14 protein-coding genes are annotated in these 17,926 nt (G+C 71.1%); 9 read left to right on the forward strand and 5 right to left on the reverse strand.

What is annotated here, in order from left to right; all coding sequences use genetic code 11:
• The first annotated feature begins 68 nt into the window (after positions 1-68).
• Together ACGFR7_RS35835 and ACGFR7_RS35840 are read left to right on the forward strand one after the other, a co-directional pair.
• On the forward strand, positions 69-734 hold the full coding sequence (locus ACGFR7_RS35835) for a hypothetical protein (RefSeq protein WP_393327772.1): 666 nt from the start codon (positions 69-71) through the stop codon (positions 732-734).
• Positions 715-1,659: an inositol monophosphatase family protein gene (locus ACGFR7_RS35840; protein ID WP_393327775.1), complete on the forward strand. Its 945-nt coding sequence runs from the start codon at positions 715-717 to the stop codon at positions 1,657-1,659. The genes ACGFR7_RS35835 and ACGFR7_RS35840 overlap by 20 nt, the downstream gene beginning before the upstream one ends.
• Before the next feature lie 48 nt (positions 1,660-1,707).
• On the opposite strand, the gene ACGFR7_RS35845 is transcribed toward ACGFR7_RS35840, so the two are convergent.
• Positions 1,708-2,898: an SLC13 family permease gene (locus tag ACGFR7_RS35845; protein WP_393327777.1), complete on the reverse strand. Its 1,191-nt coding sequence runs from the start codon at positions 2,896-2,898 to the stop codon at positions 1,708-1,710.
• A gap of 56 nt (positions 2,899-2,954) precedes the next feature.
• On the opposite strand from ACGFR7_RS35845, the gene ACGFR7_RS35850 reads away from it, so the two are divergent.
• A complete protein-coding gene (locus tag ACGFR7_RS35850) occupies positions 2,955-8,957 on the forward strand; it encodes a TIR domain-containing protein (RefSeq protein ID WP_393327780.1) in 6,003 nt (2,000 codons plus the stop codon).
• A gap of 117 nt (positions 8,958-9,074) precedes the next feature.
• Here ACGFR7_RS35850 and ACGFR7_RS35855 read toward each other — a convergent pair whose 3' ends face one another.
• Positions 9,075-9,611, reverse strand: coding sequence for a hypothetical protein (locus tag ACGFR7_RS35855; protein WP_393327783.1), 537 nt, complete (start codon positions 9,609-9,611; stop codon positions 9,075-9,077).
• A gap of 289 nt (positions 9,612-9,900) precedes the next feature.
• On the reverse strand, positions 9,901-10,554 hold the full coding sequence (locus tag ACGFR7_RS35860; RefSeq protein WP_393327809.1) for a ScbR family autoregulator-binding transcription factor: 654 nt from the start codon (positions 10,552-10,554) through the stop codon (positions 9,901-9,903).
• Between the two features lie 105 nt (positions 10,555-10,659).
• On the opposite strand from ACGFR7_RS35860, the gene ACGFR7_RS35865 reads away from it, so the two are divergent.
• The 3 genes from ACGFR7_RS35865 to ACGFR7_RS35875 all read left to right on the forward strand — a co-directional run bounded on the left by ACGFR7_RS35865 (position 10,660) and on the right by ACGFR7_RS35875 (position 14,081).
• The gene (locus ACGFR7_RS35865; RefSeq protein WP_393327786.1) at positions 10,660-11,580 is read left to right on the forward strand and encodes a ScbA/BarX family gamma-butyrolactone biosynthesis protein; all 921 of its coding nucleotides are present in this window, start codon (positions 10,660-10,662) and stop codon (positions 11,578-11,580) included.
• Positions 11,581-11,809: 229 nt separating this feature from the next.
• Positions 11,810-12,532 carry an HAD family hydrolase gene (locus ACGFR7_RS35870; RefSeq protein WP_393327789.1) on the forward strand — a complete coding sequence of 241 codons (723 nt, stop codon included), beginning with the start codon at positions 11,810-11,812 and terminating at the stop codon, positions 12,530-12,532.
• Between the two features lie 517 nt (positions 12,533-13,049).
• Positions 13,050-14,081, forward strand: a complete 1,032-nt coding sequence (locus tag ACGFR7_RS35875; RefSeq protein ID WP_393327792.1) for a chitinase — start codon at positions 13,050-13,052, stop codon at positions 14,079-14,081.
• A 148-nt stretch (positions 14,082-14,229) separates the two neighbouring features.
• On the opposite strand, the gene ACGFR7_RS35880 is transcribed toward ACGFR7_RS35875, so the two are convergent.
• The gene (locus ACGFR7_RS35880; protein WP_393327795.1) at positions 14,230-15,393 is read right to left on the reverse strand and encodes an alanine racemase; all 1,164 of its coding nucleotides are present in this window, start codon (positions 15,391-15,393) and stop codon (positions 14,230-14,232) included.
• 183 nt (positions 15,394-15,576) lie between these two features.
• On the opposite strand from ACGFR7_RS35880, the gene ACGFR7_RS35885 reads away from it, so the two are divergent.
• The 3 genes from ACGFR7_RS35885 (at position 15,577) to bla (ending at position 17,423) form a co-directional block, all read left to right on the forward strand.
• Positions 15,577-16,167 (forward strand): helix-turn-helix domain-containing protein, encoded by a 591-nt coding sequence (locus tag ACGFR7_RS35885; RefSeq protein WP_393327798.1) that lies wholly within the window; start codon positions 15,577-15,579, stop codon positions 16,165-16,167.
• Between the two features lie 155 nt (positions 16,168-16,322).
• On the forward strand, positions 16,323-16,475 hold the full coding sequence (locus ACGFR7_RS35890) for a hypothetical protein (protein ID WP_393327801.1): 153 nt from the start codon (positions 16,323-16,325) through the stop codon (positions 16,473-16,475).
• A 39-nt stretch (positions 16,476-16,514) separates the two neighbouring features.
• Positions 16,515-17,423, forward strand: coding sequence for a class A beta-lactamase (gene bla / locus ACGFR7_RS35895; protein WP_393327804.1), 909 nt, complete (start codon positions 16,515-16,517; stop codon positions 17,421-17,423).
• A gap of 24 nt (positions 17,424-17,447) precedes the next feature.
• Here the strand turns inward: bla and ACGFR7_RS35900 are convergent.
• Positions 17,448-17,926 (reverse strand): L,D-transpeptidase (locus ACGFR7_RS35900; RefSeq protein WP_393327806.1); only part of this gene is annotated, 479 nt, incomplete at its 5' end.

Raw genomic sequence — 17,926 nt, forward strand, 5'->3', positions numbered from 1 at the left:
ACTCCCCGACCGCCCGCAGACCGCAGCATCCTCCGGGAGGCCAGGTGAGCCGCCGAAGCCGACGCCCCATGGACTACCCCATGCTCGAACGGACCATGGGGCGGGACGGAGAGACCGACACACTCTACGGCGCGGCCGCCGCCGCGCTGGAGGAGGTCACCTCCGGGCGGTGTGAACTGCGCGCCGTGCACCACCCGCTCGGCTTCTTCTGCCTGCCGGTGCTGCGCGACGGGGACCAGGGCATCTGTGTGCACGTCTTCGAGCCGGGCGCGAGCGAACCTGCCCAGCTCACCACCTCTCCCGTGCACTGCCACAGCTGGGAGTTGACCAGCTTCGTGCTCTACGGCGAGGTCGGAAACCTGCGGACCCGGGTGCTCCAGGAGCCCGAGCGGCCCACCCACCGCGTCTTCCAGGTGCACAGCAGCCCGTCCGGGGTGGACGAGATCCGGCCGACTTCGCGTCTGGTCCGCTGCGAGCCCGGCCCCGAGCAGACCAGCGCCCGCGGGCAGGTCTACCGGCTGCCGGCCGGGGCGTTCCACAGCACCGTCGTCCCGAGCGGGAGCGCCGCGGCCACCCTCGTTCTCGGCCGCTGGCTTCCCCGGCAGAGTGACCTGTCCCTGGGACCGGTGGAGGCCACGGCACACCGGGTGGTACGACAGACATGCGACGCCGCGCAGACCGCCCGGACGGCGCGGTCCGCCCTCAGGAGGATCCATGGGCATCACCCGCAATGACCCCGACGGCCCGCAGGACGCTCCAGAACCGCTCAACGCAGGGCCCTGGGTACCGGAGGCCTTCGCGACGGCGCGGTTCGCGGCCGAGCAGCAACTGGCGGTGGCGACCGTGCGGGAGGCCGGCGCGCTGGTGCGCTCGCACTTCCAGGACGACTACGGCATCCAGCCGAAGGGCGAGCGGGGCGATGTGGTCACCGACCTGGATCTGCTGGCCGAACGGCTCGTCGTGCAGCGCATCCGCGAGCGCTTCCCGCACGACCGGATCCTGGCCGAGGAGTCGGGAATCCTGGACGGAGACGGCGGGGAGCCCGTGCCGGGTCCGCGCCGGATGTGGCTGGTCGATCCGCTCGACGGGAGCAACAACGTCGTCATCGGCCTGCCCGCCTACGTCGTCGGCATCGCGCTGTGCGTGGACGACCAGCCGGTGGTCGGCGCCATCCACGACCCGGTCACCGACCGGACCTGGTCGGCCCTGACCGGCTGCGGGGCGTACGGCCCGCACGGGCGGATGACCGGCCCCACCGGCCCGCTCGCAGCCTCCGGGCCGCTGCTCGCCTGGACCCAGGGGCACGCCGTCGCCCGCGACGATCCGGCCGCGCGCTCCCTCAAGTCGGGGCTGGAGGTGCGCTCCCGGCGCCTGCTGCAGCTGTGGGCGCCGCTGCTGACCTGGTCGATGCTGGCCCGTGGCGACATCGACGGATTCATCGGTTACCGGGCCGAGGCCATCGACTTCCCCGCCGGTGCGCTGCTCGCGACCGAGGCGGGACTGGAGATCCGTTCCCTGGACGGCGGCGCGTTCCGGGGAACCGTGGCCGGGCCCGACACCGACCGCAGTTTCGTCGCCGGACGGCCGGAGGACATCCCGTACCTGCTCGACCTCGTCAGCCGCAGCGAGGCAGTCGACCGCGTGCGCCAAGGGGCCTGACACCTCCGGACCGGACCGGCCCGGTTCAGCCCGGTCCGTCGCGTCCGCTCACCTCATCGCCACGAGGGCCGCCGTGGACGCCAGCACCGCACCCGCCGCCAGAGCCGCGCCCGTTGCCATGAAGCTCCGCAGCGGCACCCGTACGCCCTGTGCCCGGCAGCGTTCGAACCACAGCAGGGTGGCCAGCGACGCCCACGGAGTCACCACCGGGCCCACGTTGGTGCCGATGAGCAGCGCCAGCAGCTGCTGGTGGTTGGCGAGGGGCACGGCCGACTCGCCCGCCAGGTAGACGGGCAGGTTGTTGAGGACGTTCGAGAGGCCGGCGCCGACCGCCGAGGCACGGAACATACCAAGGGCGCCCCCGTCCGCTCCCACCGCCGATGTCAGGAAGTCGTGCAGCCCGTTGACGTTGACCGTCTCCACCACCAGAAAGAGCCCCGGCACCATGACGAGCAGCCGCCACGGCACCAGCGACAGCCGCAGGCGGGCCGGGCGGCGGACGGCGAACGCCACCACCACGACCACCGCCGCCACCGCGGACGCCGACCACAGCGGCACGTCCGCGACCAGCATGGCCAGCAGGAACCCCGCACAGGCCACGGCACACACCCGGAACAGCACCGGATCCCCGGGGCGGTGCGGGGCCGGGGGAGTGTAAACCTCCGCCCCGCGCCGCCCGCGGCGCCAGAAGAACAGCCACAGACAGCCCATCGTCACGGCGATGGCGGCCAGTTGGGGCGCCCACATCGTGGCGGCCATCTCCGTGGGGCGCAGCGCCACACGGTTCGCGGCCAGCAGGTTCGTCAGGTTGGACACCGGCAGCAGCAGACTGGCGGTGTTGGCCAGCCACACCGTCGTCATCGCCAGCGGCACCGTGGCAATTCCCACCCGGGAGGCGAGTGCCAGCATCACCGGGGTCAGCAGAACGGCGGTGGTGTCGAGGTTGAGGGTCATCGTGGTGACCGAGGCGAAGGCCACGCACAGCACGAACAGCCGTCCGTAGCCGCCCCGCCCGGCACGGGCCACGCCCGAGGCGACGACGTCGAAGACCTCCGCCTCGCTGGTGAGTTCGGCGAGCACGATGACCGTGCCGAGGAACGCGAGGAGGGGGCCGATCCGGATCATCGCGTGGCCGGCTGACTCCGTGGGAAGCAGGCCCGTCGCCGTGAACAGCAGACCGCAGGCGAGCAGCCCCCCGGCCAACCAGTCCAGTGGATGCAGGCGTTGTATGGCGCGCACACGGAAAAGAGTAAACGCTGTACAGCCGGTTGACGATGGATCATAGGATGGCGGGCATGGTGGCTCGTCAGGAATTCGGTGAACCCGAAACCCGCCCGGAAACCGGCCCGTTGGACTTCTTCATCAGCTACTCACCGGCCGACGAGCGATGGGCCTCGTGGATCGCCTGGACGTTGGAGGAGGCGGGCTACCGGACGGTCGTCCAAGCCTGGGACTTCGTCCCCGGCACCAACTTCGTGGACTTCATGGACCGCGGCGTCAGCGAATCCGCCGCCGTCATCGCGGTGCTCTCCAGCAATTACGAACGCTCCCGCTACGGGCGCATGGAGTGGCAGGCCGCACTGCGCGCCGACCCCGACGCGCCGGAACGGCGACTGCTGACCGTCCGGGTCGAGGACATCCCCGTCGAGGGCCTGCTCGCCACCATCACCTACGTCGACCTGGTCGGCGTCACCGACACCGCCGCGGCCCGCGGGATGCTGCTCACCCGCGTGGGCCAGGCCCTCGACGGACGGGCCCGGCCCACCAGCAGGCCCGGCTACCCCGGCGGGCCGGCCACCGGGCCCGCCACCCGGGCCGGGATCCCGCGACCGCAGTCCGGGGACGGCAGGCCGCTCGGCCGCCCCGGCTGGGCCGGGCGCCGCCGCCCGGCCGTCCCGCCGCAGTACCCCCAGGAGCCCGGAGCGCAGCACGCCCGGGAGGCCGTCACCGTGCTGCACCTGGCAGGGCCCGCCTTCGGCCGCGGCCAGGACCCGGCCGAACTCCAGGCCGCCATCTGGGGCGACCTCGTCGAGCTCACCGACGCCGGCGCGCCCGCCCCCGACCTCCTGGTCGTCACCGGCGACCTCACCGCCTCGGGCAGCCCCCGCGAGACCGACCAGGCCCTCAGCTTCCTCACCGGCCTGCGTTCCCTGCTCGGCCTCGAACCCCACCGCCTCGCCGTGGTGCCCGGCGGCCAGGACGTCAGCCAGGCCGCCTGCCGCGCCTACTTCCACACCTGCGAAGCCGACGAGATGCAGCCCAGGCCGCCCTACTGGCCCAAGTGGCGGCACTACGCCCGGCTCTTCCACGAGCTCTACCAGGGCCTCGACGTCGTCTTCGACAGCGACCAGCCCTGGAGCCTCTTCCCCGTCCCGGAACTGCGCACGGTCATCGCGGGTCTCAACTCCTCCATGGCGTACAGCCACCGGCCCGACGACCAGTACGGCTGGCTCGGCCCCGAGCAGGCCGCCTGGTTCGCCCAGGCCCTGCGCCCGTACGAGCAGGAGGGCTGGCTGCGCCTCGGTGCCCTGCGCCACCCGGTCACCGAGGCCGCCGGCCGCCCCGGATCCGCGCCCGGCCCCGGCCCGCTCCGGGACACCGCCGACCTCGCCCGCCTCACCGCGCCCCGGCTGCACCTCCTGCTGCACGGCCCCACCGGAGACCGCCGCTCCGCCTCCGCCGCGCCCACCGCCACACCGTCCCTGCACCTCACCACGGGTGAACTGCCCGTCTACGGCGCCACCGCTCCCGCCCGGCACCAACTGCTGCGGATCACCCGCGACGGTCTCACCCGCTGGCGGGAGCGCCCCGACGCGGAGCCCGAGCACTTCGCGACCGGCTGGCGACGGGCCCAGCGCGTCTTCGGACCGCCGCGCCCGCAGCCCGACGCCGAGAGCGGCCCGCCCGGAGACGGCCCGCCGGAGACCGCCGGGCCCGGCGTGCCCGGCGTGCCCGAACACGAACCCGGGCTGGAAGCCCGCACCCTCGACGACCCGCTCGACGAACTCGTGGCCCGGGTCGCCGAGGTCTGCCGCACCCGCCACGACGGTGCCCAGCTGCGCCGCATCGCCGGCAGCCCGCCGCAACTCCTGGTCACCTGGAACGAGTCCGGCTTCGTGCGGCAGCAGCGGGTGGGGGTCTGCCACGGCACCCCCTCCACCGAGGACACCGACGCGTTCCTCGACCACGTTCACGCCTCCGACACCGAACCCGACGCCGAACTCGTCCACGACGGGCCCGCCCCGGCCCGCGAACTACGGGAGCGGGCCCGCCGCCGCGGCGTCCGCATCCGCAGCTTCACCGAGTTCCAGGGCCTGCTGGACCTGCGCGACTACGTCACCGCCCAGACCGAACGACTGCGCACCGACCACCGCTACCGGCCCGACCTCTACCTCCCGCAGCGCTACCGGGAGGTAGAACGCCCCGGCGGCGAGGAGCGCGACGGACTCGTCGACGACATGCTGCGTCTGCTGGAGGCCGACCACGGCCGGTTCCTGCTGCTCCTGGGGGACTTCGGACACGGCAAGACCTTCGCGCTGCGCGAGCTCGCCCGCCGTATCCCCGAGGAGATGCCCCACCTCGTCCCGCTCTTCATCGAGCTGAACACCCTCGACCGGGCGTATTCGCTGGACGGCCTGGTCGCCGCCCACTTGGCGAACCACGGCGTCGACTCCGTCAACCTCCGCGCCTTCCGCTACATGTTCCAGCAGGGCCGGATCGTCCTGCTCTTCGACGGCTTCGACGAACTGGCGAACCGGGTCAGCTACGAGCGGGCCACCGACCGGCTGCAAGTCCTGCTCGACGCCGTAGTGGACCACGCCAAGGTCGTCGTCAGCAGCCGTAACCAGCACTTCAAGTCCCAGTCACAGGTGCTCACCGCTCTCGGCGAGCGCGTCGGACTGCTCCCGCAGCGCCGCGTCCTCGCCCTCCAGGAGTTCACGCCCCAGCAGATCCGCACCTACCTGGCCAACCGCTACGGCGACGAACAGGCCGCCGAGCGCCGGGTGCGGCTCCTCGAAGGCATCCCCGACCTGCTGGCGCTGTGCCGCAACCCGCGGCTGCTCAGCTTTGTCGCCGACCTCGACCACGACCGGCTGCGCGCCGTCGCCGGGGCCGGGCGCGCCCTCAGCGCCGCCGGGCTCTACGAAGAAGTGCTCACCTCCTGGCTGCAGTTCGAGGAGCGGCGCGGCCAGGGCGGCGTCGGGGCGGCCCCGGGGATGAACCTCGACCAGCGGTGGGACGCGGTGACCACCCTCGCGCTGCGGCTGTGGTCCAGCGGCCAGAGCACCCTGAGTCTCGACGAACTCACCGATGTGGCCGGGACGTTGACGGGCCTGGCGGACATCAGGCTCTCCGCGCGGGAGGCCGCCCACGCGATCGGCTCCGGCAGCCTGCTGGTGCGCAGCGACGAGGGGCTGTTCCAGTTCATCCACAGCTCCATCGTGGAGTGGCTGGTGGCCCGCGAGGCCGCGACCCGGCTCGTCCGCGGTGAGTACGAGCTGCTGGCGCGCCGGCCGCTGAGCCAGCTCACCGTCGAATTCCTCTGCGACCTCGCCGACCACCGCACCTGCCAGGAGTGGGCCGAGCGGGTCCTGGACGGTCCGGACGAGGACGGCGAAGGGGAGGGGCGGCGGCGCGGGCAGGCCGATGAGGTCGCCCGCGCCAACGCGGTCAAGGTCCTCGCCCGGCTCCGGGTGCCCGCCCACACCGACCTGCGCGGCGCCGCCCTCGCCGGCGAGGACCTTTCCCACCGGGACTTCTCCGGCGTCGACCTCACCCGCGCCGACCTCACCGACGCCCAGCTGGTCGGCGCCAACCTCTCCGGAGCGGTACTGCGCGACGCCCGCCTGGTCGGCGCCCGGCTGGACGACGCCGACCTCTCCGGTGCCGACCTGCGCGGTGCCGACCTGCGCCGGGCCCGGCTGATCCGCGCCGACCTGCGCGGCGTCCGGACCGCGGGCAGCCACTGGAACCGGGCCGCGCTGATCGACGCGACCACCGACGACGAAACCCTGCGCCGCCCCGAGCTGCGCACCGCCGCCCTGGCCCCCGGCATGCCCGTCGACGCGGGCTTCCGGCCCTCCGCGGTCGGCGTTCCCTACGGCTTCGGCATGCGGTCCGTCCGGCTGCCCGAGCCGGTCTCGTACAGCACCGACGGCGAACTGCTCGCCGTGGGCAGCGAGGACGGCGGCGTCCTGGTGTGCGACGCCGCCACCGGCACGGCGCTGCGCACCCTTCAGGGCCACGTCGGCCGCGTCTATGCCGTGAAGTTCCGCCAGGACCTTCTCGCCACGGGCGGCGCGGACGGCACCGTACGGCTGTGGGACGCGGTCTCCGGGGCCTGTCTGCACCGGCTGGACATCCACCCGAGCGGGGTGTGGCCGGTCTCCCTCGACCCGGAAGGCACGCTGCTCGCCACCGGTGACGCGGAAGGCACCGTCACCCTGTGGGACGTGGCCACCGGCACCCGGCGGCACGAACTGCTCGGGCATGCGGCCCCCGTCTTCACCGCGGTGTTCAGCCCCGACGGACGGACCCTGGCCACCGGTGACGCGGCCGCGGGCGTACGGTTGTGGGACACCCGCACCGGCCGCCTGTGCGCCGAACTGCCCGGACACGAAGGCGTCTGCAACCGGACGCAGTTCAGCCCGGACGGGTCCCTGCTGGCGACGGGGGACAGGGGCGGTGACCAGGGCGGCACCGTACGGGTGTGGGACGTGGCCTCGGGACGGCTGCGGCACACTTTCGCCGGCCACACCGGACGCGTCTACACCCTGGACTTCCACCCGAGCGGCACGCTGCTGGCCAGCGGCGACACCGATGGACAGGTACGGCTGTGGGATCCGGTCACCGGGGCCCCGGCCGGACAGCCCGGGCGGGGCAGCGGCGCCGTCTACCAGGTGGTGTTCGACACCGACGGCACGCTGCTGGCGGCGGGGGACAGCGACGGCGCCGTCCGGCTGTGGCGGGTCCAGGCGGCCGGAGGAACCGCGACCGACGGCCCGGGCCGTCCCGGCGACACCCCCGGCTGGTCCGTGTCCCCCCTGCGCCAGCAGCCCCCCGACCACCGTGGATCTGTCTGGACCTGCCGGTTCCGGCCGCGCGGCGGTATCGGCGGCGGTGAGTCCGGCCCGCTGCTGGTGACGGCCGGGAACGACGGGGTGGTCCGGCTGTGGGACACCGCCAGTGGCCAGGGCCGGCGCATCCTGCGCGGCCACGGCCGCCGGATCGGCACCCTGGCCTTCAGCGCCGACGGCTCCTACCTGGCGGCCAGCAGCAACGACGGCGTCGTACGGCTGTGGGAGCCCGCGACCGGCCGCCGCCTGAGGGAACTCAGCGGCCACAGCGGCCGGCTGGTGTCGGCCGTCTTCAGTCCCACCGGGGCCGGCGGAGCCCTTCTCGGCACCTCCAGCAACGACGGCGACGTGTACCTGTGGAATGCCGCCACGGGTGAGTACCAGCGGGAGATCGACGCCGAGACCGACCATGTGTGGGCCGAGGCGTTCAGCGGCGACGGCGAGCTGCTTGCCACCGCGAACGACGACGACACGGTGCGCCTGTGGTACCGCAGCACGGGCACCCATGTGACGACACTCGCCCAGCACCGGGGCCGGGTGCGGTCGATCGCATTCAGCGCCGGCGGCACGCTGCTGGCGACCGGCTGCGACGACCGCTCCGTACGCATCTGGGACATCCAGGACAGCCGCCTCACCGCCGAACTCGACGCGCACCGGGACCGGGTGTACACGGTGGCATTTGGCCCCGACGACTCCTGGCTGGTCAGCGCATCCTGGGACGGTGACGCCATCATCTGGGCCGACGGCCGGCCGCAGCACCGGCTCCGCGGGCACTCCGGCCGGCTGTGGGCCGCCGCCGTGCACCCCACCCGCCCGTTGCTGGCCACGGCAGGCGACGACCGGATCGTCCGGCTGTGGGATCCGCGCGACGGACAGGAGACCGGCCAACTGATCGCGCACACGGGGCGGATCCTCTCGACCGCCTTCAGCCCGGACGGCTCGCTGCTCGCCAGTGGCGGCGAGGACGGCACGGTCCGGCTGTGGACCGTGCCCGATCAGGGCGAACCGTCCCTGCAGGCCACGTTGATCGGGGTGCCGGGAGGCTGGGCCGCGCTCTCCCCCTCGGGCGGCTACAAGTACGAGGGGGACATCGCGGGCGAGTTCTGGCACGCGGTGGGCATGTGCCGTTTCGAGCCGGGCGAACTCGACGGCCATCTTCCCGGAGTGCGCCGGCTGTCGCTCACCGCGCCTCTCGGCGGCGCCGCACCGGACGGGAGCTGAGCCGGGGGAGGGCCGCACGACAGCGGCCCCCGGCCGGCACCCTGCTCTCAGGGGGGCGGCACAACTCCGGCCGTCACCCCTTTCCTTTGGGGTGACGGCCGGAGCGCGCGGAAGGAGTCAGACCTTGGTGAAGCACAGCGTGTAGGAAGAGCTGTGACGGATCGAGACGTGCATGCCGTAGTCGAATTGCGATCCGCACCGCGCGCCGGCGCCGATCAGCCTGTCGCCGGTCTTGTACTCGGCCTCGGCCGAACCGCAGTCGACGATCTCCGCCAGCGGCTCCCCCTTGGGGTCGTGGATCTTGACGCAGTCCCCGACCTGCGGGTCGTACTTCTTGTTCTCCTCGGCCCGCGCGGACGCCGAGGCCTCCGCCTTGGCCTTGCCGCCGTGGGGATCGGTGTTGTAGTTCCACACGTACCAGGCACCGCCGCCGAAGACCGCCAGGACGATGACGGCGGTGATCAGCCCCCGCAGCGGGCTGCTCTGCTGCCGCGGCCGCTGAGGTCCCTGCGGCCCTTGCGGCGCCTGCGGTTGCTGCTGATACCCGTACGGCTGCTGTTGCCCGTAGGGTTGCTGTTGCCCGTACGGCTGCTGCGGCGGATGGCCGTACGGCTGCTGCGGTGGCTGGTTCTGATAGGGCGGCGGCGCGGACATGCCTGAAATCCCCCGTGGTTGACTACAGAAATGTAGGAAAGTTCGATGTGGACCGCAGCAGGCTACCTTCCGGCCCCTGCCCACTGACCAGCAGCCCCCGCGCGCCGGGCCGGCCTCCCACCGGACCCTGGCACAGCCCTTACCGGACCGAGCGGTTCCGGCCAATCGCGTCTACTGGAACGTCGATCCGCTGATCCCCGTCATCCGGGCCCGCTCCCGGTCCGCGCGTCCAACGGAACCTCCGGCACCCAACGCGGTGCGCAGTACCCATGGTTGAGGTTCCCTCCGGCTACGCCGTCCCGGATGCCGTCCCGTTGTCGCGCATCCGCCGGCGCACCCGGGCGAGCAGAGCGGCCGGATCCGGGTCGGCCTGCAGACCGCGAAGCAGCAGATGCCACAGGTCGTCCAGGTGCTCCTCGATGTGCCGGCGGCCGTCCAATGCGTCGGAGACGGTGTGCAGACCGAAGAAGGCACAGACGATGCCGTGGGCGGTGGTTGCAGGTGGCACGTCGGCAGCGAGTTCCCCGTTACGGGCGGCCTCTTCGAGCAGCTGGGTGACCGCTCCGATCCAGCCGAGGAACGGTGCGGGAAGCTGTGTGTCGATGGCTTTGCGTTCGGCCCACAGGCGGGCACCGGCCCGGACGACGATGTCGTCACGAAAGGCCCGGGCCACCTCGAAGCTCAGCCCGACGAGTTTTTCCAGGGCCGGCAGGCCGGGCTGCCGGTGCCGGCTGATCAAATGCGGCCAGGTGGCGAAATGCTCCTCGACGATGGCAAGGGCCAGCTTCTCCTTGCTGGCGTAGTGGAAATAAATGGCACCGCTGGTGCGACCGGAATGCGCACTGATGTCACTGATGCTGGTACCGGCATAACCTCGCTCATCGAACAGGGTTGCTGCCGCCTCAAGAAGGGACCTGCGCGTCGTCTTCGCCCGGATCTGCACATACACCTCAGACATCGTTCTGGTTCGGCCGGCAGGCAACGTACCGCTCCGCCCGACCCGGAATTCAAGGGTGCGCATGTTCGAAATTCGGTATTCCCTGGTCGTATGAGCACGCCAACGGGCAGCATCGCCGGAAAGAGTGAGCCGCTCAGCTGGTCCCGTACGGTCGAGCGGGAGCTGGTGCACCGGACCTCGGTGGCGGAGGTCCTTCTTACGGATGTGCGGCCGGCCGATACCGCGCACGTCTTCCGTGCCGCGGCGTCATGGCCGCGCGCTCATGCGACCTTCCCCCGTGACGGATCGCAGCGGCACAGCCCGCTGATTCTGGTGGAAACGCTGCGCCAGCTCGGCCTGTGCATTCCCCTGCGGTTCTACGCCGTTCCTCAGGCGTGCCACGCGGTCATCACCGACCTGTACTTCCACCTCAGGCCCGCCGACGAGTCACCGGCCCGCGCCGGGGCGACCGAGATCACCTGCCGCGCCCGGGTGAGCGCCGTACGGCACGCGCCGGACAAGGCCGTCGTCGGCCTGCGACTGAACGTCACCTTCGCCGCCTGCGGGGTGACCTTCGGCTGCGGTGGCGGGGGCGTGCGATTCCTGGACGGCGCGCGCTTCACCGCGCTGCGCGCCGGAAGGGCGGCTCGTTCCCTCCCGGCCCGCCCTGCGGAGCGGCACATCCGCCCGCCGGTCGCCCGGCTGACGGTGAACCATCCGCACGACGCGGTCCTCGCTCTCGACGAGGAGGGGCTGTTGGTGTCGCCGGCCGACCCGCTGCATCCGTTCTTCTTCGACCACGCCACCGATCACGTGCCCGGCATGGTGCTGCTGGAGGCCGCCCGGCAGGCAGCCTCGTACCACAGCCGGGGCAGGCTGAGCCGGCCCCGCTTCGGGTGGCTGAAGGCCGCACGCTTCACCGAACTGGCCCCACCCGCACGTGTGCTGTGCACCCGGCACCGCTCGACGTACGCATTCCGCATCCTCCAGAGCGGCACCGCGACGGCCTACGGCACTCTCGGTTATCAGTAGAGCCTAAAATATGGACATTTATGAATCGGTTGACCACTCTGTGTTGCCGTCCGTAACGTAACGATCGCAATGTTCCGGCATGGAGCGGGAAGAACTGCTGTCCATGAGGACTGCCCTCCGCCGGAAATCCCCTCGGCCCGGTGCCGGGCGTCCGTGAAACCGATGCTGCCCTGCCTTCCTCGCGACCGGTCACAGCGGCGCCCCCGGGCCTCTCGGAACGGAAACGCGGATGAGCGCAGACAGCATCTTTTCCTGGACCCCGGCTGCCGTCGTCTTCGACTGTGACGGCACGCTGATGGACACCGAACGCCACTGGCAGGACGCCCGCGACAGGGTGCTGCACAGCTATGGATTCACCCCCTCGGCCGCATTCGCGGAAAAGGCCCGGGGACTGCACTACACCGAATGCGGACGCCTGATGGCCGATGCCGCAGGCCACCCGGAACTGACCGGGGAAATGACGGAATCACTGCTTGAGCATTTCCGTGACCTCGTCGCCGCGGAGCCCACCACCATGCCCGGGGCGTCCGAACTGGTCTACTCAACCGTGCAGTTCGCCCCGCTGGCAGTGGCCAGCAACTGCCCGCTGGAGGTCGTCGAGTCCTGCCTCGACATGGCCGGACTCCGCGACTGCTTCCGCCATATCGTGGTGCCGGATGCCACGACGAGACCCAAACCCCATCCCGATGTGTATCTCACCGCCGCCGAGCTCTGCGGCGTGGAACCCGGGGACACGCTGGCCGTCGAGGACTCTCACTGCGGCATCCAGGCCGCCGCAGGCGCGGGCATGCGGGTGCTGGGAGTCGGCCCCCGGCCCACCGACGAGGAGACGGCGCTGGCCGACTGGTGGGTCCACTCGCTGGCAGAGCCGGCGGTGCAGGGGTGGGCCGGCGCCCGCATCCCTGCCCAGGGCGGCGCCGGTCCCGCCGCGCCCGAGACCAGGGCACCGTGACGCCGTGACGCCGTGACGCCGTGACGCTGTGACGCCGTGACGCTGTGACGCTGTGACGCCGTGACGCTGTGACGCTGTGACGCCGTGACGCTGTGACGCTGTGACGCCGTGACGCTGTGACGCCGTGATGCCGTGGCGCCATGGGCATGACGACGGCGGCCCGGTTTGCTGGGGCACCTGCCGGGCACCGGTGGTGCCCCCGCCCCGGCAGCGAGCCGTCGCCCTTGCCGCGGTGGGGGCGCCACCGAGCCCGGTCCGCCGGATCCAGTACCCTCGACGGATGATGATGTGACGTATCCGAAGCCGCCGGACGGGCTGCCCGCCCACCCGGCCGCCCGCCCCGAACGCCTCGTTCACCTGCTGCCCGAAGCCCGCTCCGCCCCGCCCCTGACGTACCCCCCCACTGGTGTCGCTTCCCGGCGGCAGGTCCGCACACAACTGCCCACCCCCCACCGATGGAGGCAGCCCGACGATGACGAACGACGCAGAAGCGCCCGCTCCTCGGAGGAGTCACGAGGTGAGGCCGACCGTAACTGCGGTAGGGGCAGCGGTGGTTGCGGCCCTGCTGCTCGCCGGCTGTGGGGCCGGGGAGCAGGAGAAGCCCAAGCGCCCCGGCCCGGTGGCACCCTCGCCGCGGGAGAGCAGCTCCGCCCCCGCCAAGGAATCCAGCGCTTTCGCGCCGTACGTGGACACCTCGCTCAAGCCCGCCTACAACCTTCTCCAGGGCTCCGAGGAGACCGGCGTGAAGGATTACACCCTGGCCTTCGTGTCCCCGGGAGGCGGCTGCGTACCCAAGTGGGGCGGCAGGCAGGCACTCCGCGACAACCCGGTGGCGCGGCAGGCGGACGCGCTGCGCGCCAAGGGCGGCGACGTGCGGATCTCCTTCGGCGGACAGAGCGGCAACGAACTGGCCAGGGTCTGCGGCTCGGTGGACAAGCTGGTGGAGGCGTACAGCAAGGTCATTGATGCCTACGGCCTGACGAAGGCCGACTTCGACATCGAGGGCCCCGCCCTGACGGACACCAAGGCCAACACCCTCCGCGCCCAGGCGATCGCCCGGCTCCAGCAGCGCAAGAAGCTGGACGTCTCCTTTACTCTCCCCGTGCTCCCCTCGGGCTTGAACCGGCACGCCGTCGCGGTGCTGGAGAACGCCAGGAAGAACGGCGCCCGGATCTCCACGGTGAACATCATGGCCATGGACTACGGCACCTACTACGACGGCGACATGGGCACCTACGCCATCTCCGCCGCCACCGCCACCCACAAGCAGGTCAAGGCGGCGCTGGGCATCCGGGACGAGGCCGCGGCATGGAAGGCCGTCGCGGTCACGCCGATGATCGGTGTCAACGACGTCAAGGGCGAGGTCTTCAAGCCCGAGGACGCGGCCGAACTCAAGAAGTTCGCCAAGGAGAAGGGGCTCGGCCGGCTGTCCATGTGGTCGCTGACCCGGGACAAGGCCTGCCCGGGAGGCCCGAACTTGCAGGCGGCAGCGACCTGTTCCAGCATCGGCAAGGCGGAGAACGAATTCACGAGAGCGTTCACCGGCTGACCGGCTGACCGGCTGACCGGCTGACCGGCTGAGCGGCCGAGCGGCTGCTCGGTCCGCGGGGCTGCGTCGTTGCCTTTCGTGTGTGTCGTGGACCATGCTCCGCGCTCCGGGCCCAGGGTCCCACGCCCCGGGCTCCGGGTGTCACACGTCAGCGGAACTGCGGATGCCACACGTCGCAGGTTCCTCCCTCCTCGTTGACGACGGTGATGTCGGGCCACCGGTCGAACGCCGAGCACGGGTGGGAGATGCCGAGGTCGACCTCGTCGCCCACCTGAAGGCCTTGAGCAGGCGTGAGGACCAGATGGTGGTCGTAGATCCGCGACGCCGTGGCCCGCACCTCGCGGTGCGTTCCGGCGGCCGAACGTGCCCCGAGGACGACGGGCAGGCCGGCGTCATAGGGAAGCTCGCGTTTGCCCGCCCCCACCACCGCGGTGCCGTTCTCGGGCGTGGAGAGCACCGTCGCGCGGACGGTCAGCGCCGGACGCAGTCCGGGGAGCGGCGTGACCTGGGCGTAGGTGCCGTGATCGTGGGTGACGTAGCAGCCTGACCGGAGCACGGGCACCAGCGGCAGGTCGCCGCACCGGTTCAGCAGCTCCGCCACGGCGTGGACGACGCGGTCGGGAAACGCGGAGCCGCCCATGCTGAAGACCGGGCGTGCGGTCTCGTACAGCGGAGCCAACGACTCGAAGATCTCGGCTGTCATGCGGCAGTGGTCGTCGACGGCGGCGAGCGTCGCGGCGTCCCGGGTGTTGGGGCGCACTCCCTCGTACCCGGCGACGCCGGCCAGGAGGAGCCCGGGCGATGCCTTGACGGCGGCCGCGGCGAGCTCGTAGGCCTCCGCGGCGTTACGCACCCCGGTCCGACCGCCCGGCACGCCGACGTCGAGGAGCACTCGCAGCGGGTTGTGCGTGTCGTGCAGGGCCGCCGCGGCGAGGTCCACACCTGCCGAGGAGTCGATGAGGCAGAAGAGCTCAAGGTCCGGCGTTTCGTCGAGCAGGTGGCGCAGGAGGGCGAGGTCGGCGGAGTGGATCACTTCGTTGGCGACCAGGATCCGGCGCACTCCCCACCCGCACGCCACGTCGGCCTGCCGGGCAGTGGCCACCGTGACGCCCCACGCACCGGCTCCCAGCTGCTGCTCGACGATGGGGCGGACCATGGTGGTCTTGATGTGGGGGCAGAGCTCGACACGGTGCTCGCGGCACCACTCCGTCATGAGCCGCACATTGTGCGCCAACGCGCCGCGTTCAAGACGGAGTTCGGGCAGCGCACGGATCTCACGCTCGGGGGAGGAGGATGAGGTGTCGGGGTGCATGGGACGGTACCTCCGGGTGCACGGGGGTGCGGACAGGGGGCAGGGGCAGCGAACGGCGGGCGCGTGACGCAAGGGCACGGGCACGTGCATCGTCTATAGGCGATGGAGTGCACGATATATGCGACATCCGGATAACGGCTATAGTAGACGCAGTGTGCTCTTTACTGGAATGGGGTGGGTGCAGTGGCGGCTGAGAGCGACCCGGCCGTAGCGGGAGGCGCGGCGAGCGACGGGATCGGTCGGCATCTTCGCCGGGAACGCCTGGAGCGAGGGCTCACCCTGGAACAGCTCGCGGACCGGACCGGACTCTCCCGCAGCTACCTCAGCAACGTCGAGCGCGATGTGAACAGCCCGACGATCAACACCCTGCGTACGATCGTCGATGCCCTCGGTACGACACTCAGTCGCCTGTTCCACGCCGTCGAGAGTGAACAGCGCGTCCTGACCCGTCCCGATCAGCGCATCGAACTCACCCGGGCAGGGGTGGAGGGGGTCACCTACACCCTCCTCAATCCTGAGCACGGCGGCCGGCTGGAGATGATGCTTCTGGAGGTGGCCCCGGGGGCCGGCTCCGGTGACCGGCCGCACACCCATGCCGGCGAGGAAGTCGGGGTCCTGTTGAGCGGGGAACTGGACTACTGGGTCGACGGTGTCCACCACCGCCTGCAGCCCGGTGACTGTGTCAGCTTCCCGTCCTCCACCCCGCACCGCTACAGCAATCCCGGCGAGGTGCCGGCGGTCTGCGTCTGGGCCGAGACCCCGCCGAGCTTCTGAAAGGTTGCCGCGGCTCCCGGCACCGCGCGAAGGCCGTGCGCGGCTTCGTCCGGCCTCGGCGGTGTATTGCCGCGGTTGAGGCGAGAGAGTCACGAAAGGGAACCAATCCCTCTTTTTCGGCCTCTTGATCATCGAAGTGCACGTCATGACCGCAGGTGACCGCAGAGAACGTGACCGCAGAGAACGTGACCGCAGAGAACGTGACCGCAGAGAACGTGACCGCAGAGAACGTGACGGCCGGGAAGGTGACGGCCGGGAACGTGACTGCCCAGGTCGTGACGGTAAAAGACGTGCCTGTAGAAAAGTGACCGTAGAAGACGTGATCGTAGAAATGGGGAGGCCCGACCTTGGAGACCACAGGATCCCACCGCTCCCGCCGCGCGGTACTGGCCCTCGGCGCAGGGACCGTGCTCGCGGCAGCGGTGCCGACCGCGGCATCGGCCTCAACTCCTGGCCGGGACGGGCTCGCCGCCCAGTTGCGGGACCTTGAGCAGCAGTACTCCGCGCGCCTGGGTGTCTTCGCGCGCGACGTGGCCACGGGCCGGACCGTGAAGTATCGCTCGGACGAGCGCTTTCCGATGTGTTCGGTGTTCAAGTCGCTGGCCGCTGCGGCCGTCTTGCGTGACCGCGACGATGATTTCCTCGGCCACCGGATCCGGTACACCGAAAAGTACGTCACGGATTCGGGCTATGCCCCGATCACGGGCAAGCCCGAAAATCTCGCCAACGGTATGACCGTCGGCGAACTGTGTGCCGCCGCCGTGTCCTACAGCGACAACGGGGCGGGCAACCTTCTCCTCGGTGAGCTGGGCGGACCGGCCGCGGTCACCAGGTTCTGCCGCTCGATCGGGGACGGGACGACTCGCCTCGACCGGTGGGAGCCCGAGCTGAACTCGGCGGAACCCTGGCGGAAGACCGATATCACCAGCCCCCGTGCCATCGGTCAGACCTATGCGAGGCTCGTCCTGGGAAGCACACTCACCACGGCGGGCCGGGCACGACTGACGAGGTGGCTGGTCGCCAACACGACCAACGGCGAGCGTTTCCGCGCCGGCCTTCCCGCGGACTGGACGCTGGCGGACAAGACCGGTGGCGGGAAGCAGTACGGTGTCGCCAACGATGTGGGCGTCGTCTGGCCTCCCGGCCGGCCGCCGCTCGTACTCGCTGTCCTCTCCACCAAATTCGACCCCGAGGGTCCGACGGACAACCCGCTGGTGGCCAAGGCCGCAGGGCTGGTGGCAGCAGCTCTCACCTGACCCGCTCACGGCCGCGAGGGCGGGTCAGGCCGCGCTGCCCGCCTTCCAGTCGGACCAGGACAGGTTCCAGCCGTTGAGGCCGTTGTCGGGCTTGATGGTCTTCTCGTGCGAGTTCTTCACGATGACGACGTCGCCGACCAGCGACTCGTTGAAGAACCACTTGCCCGGGGTGTCGCCACCGCCGCCCTGGGTGTCCCGCAGGCCGACGCAGCCGTGGCTGGTGCCGGAGTTGCCGAACACGGAGGATGGGCCCCAGTAGTTGCCGTGGATGAAGGTGCCGGACGACGACAGACGCATGGCGTGCGGTACATCGGCTATCACATACGTTTCGCCCTTTTTCGTGAAGCCGACGGTCGAGCCGTCCATCCGGGTCTGCTCGAACTTCTCCGAGATCACCATCTGGCCGTGGTAGGTGGGGTGGTCGGCGCTGCCGCCGGAGATCGGGATGGACTTGTAGGTCTTGCCGTCCCGCTTGACCGTCATGGTCTGGGTGTTCATGTCGA

The organism is Streptomyces sp. NPDC048516 (assembly GCF_043199875.1).
Classification (GTDB): Bacteria; Actinomycetota; Actinomycetes; order Streptomycetales; family Streptomycetaceae; genus Streptomyces.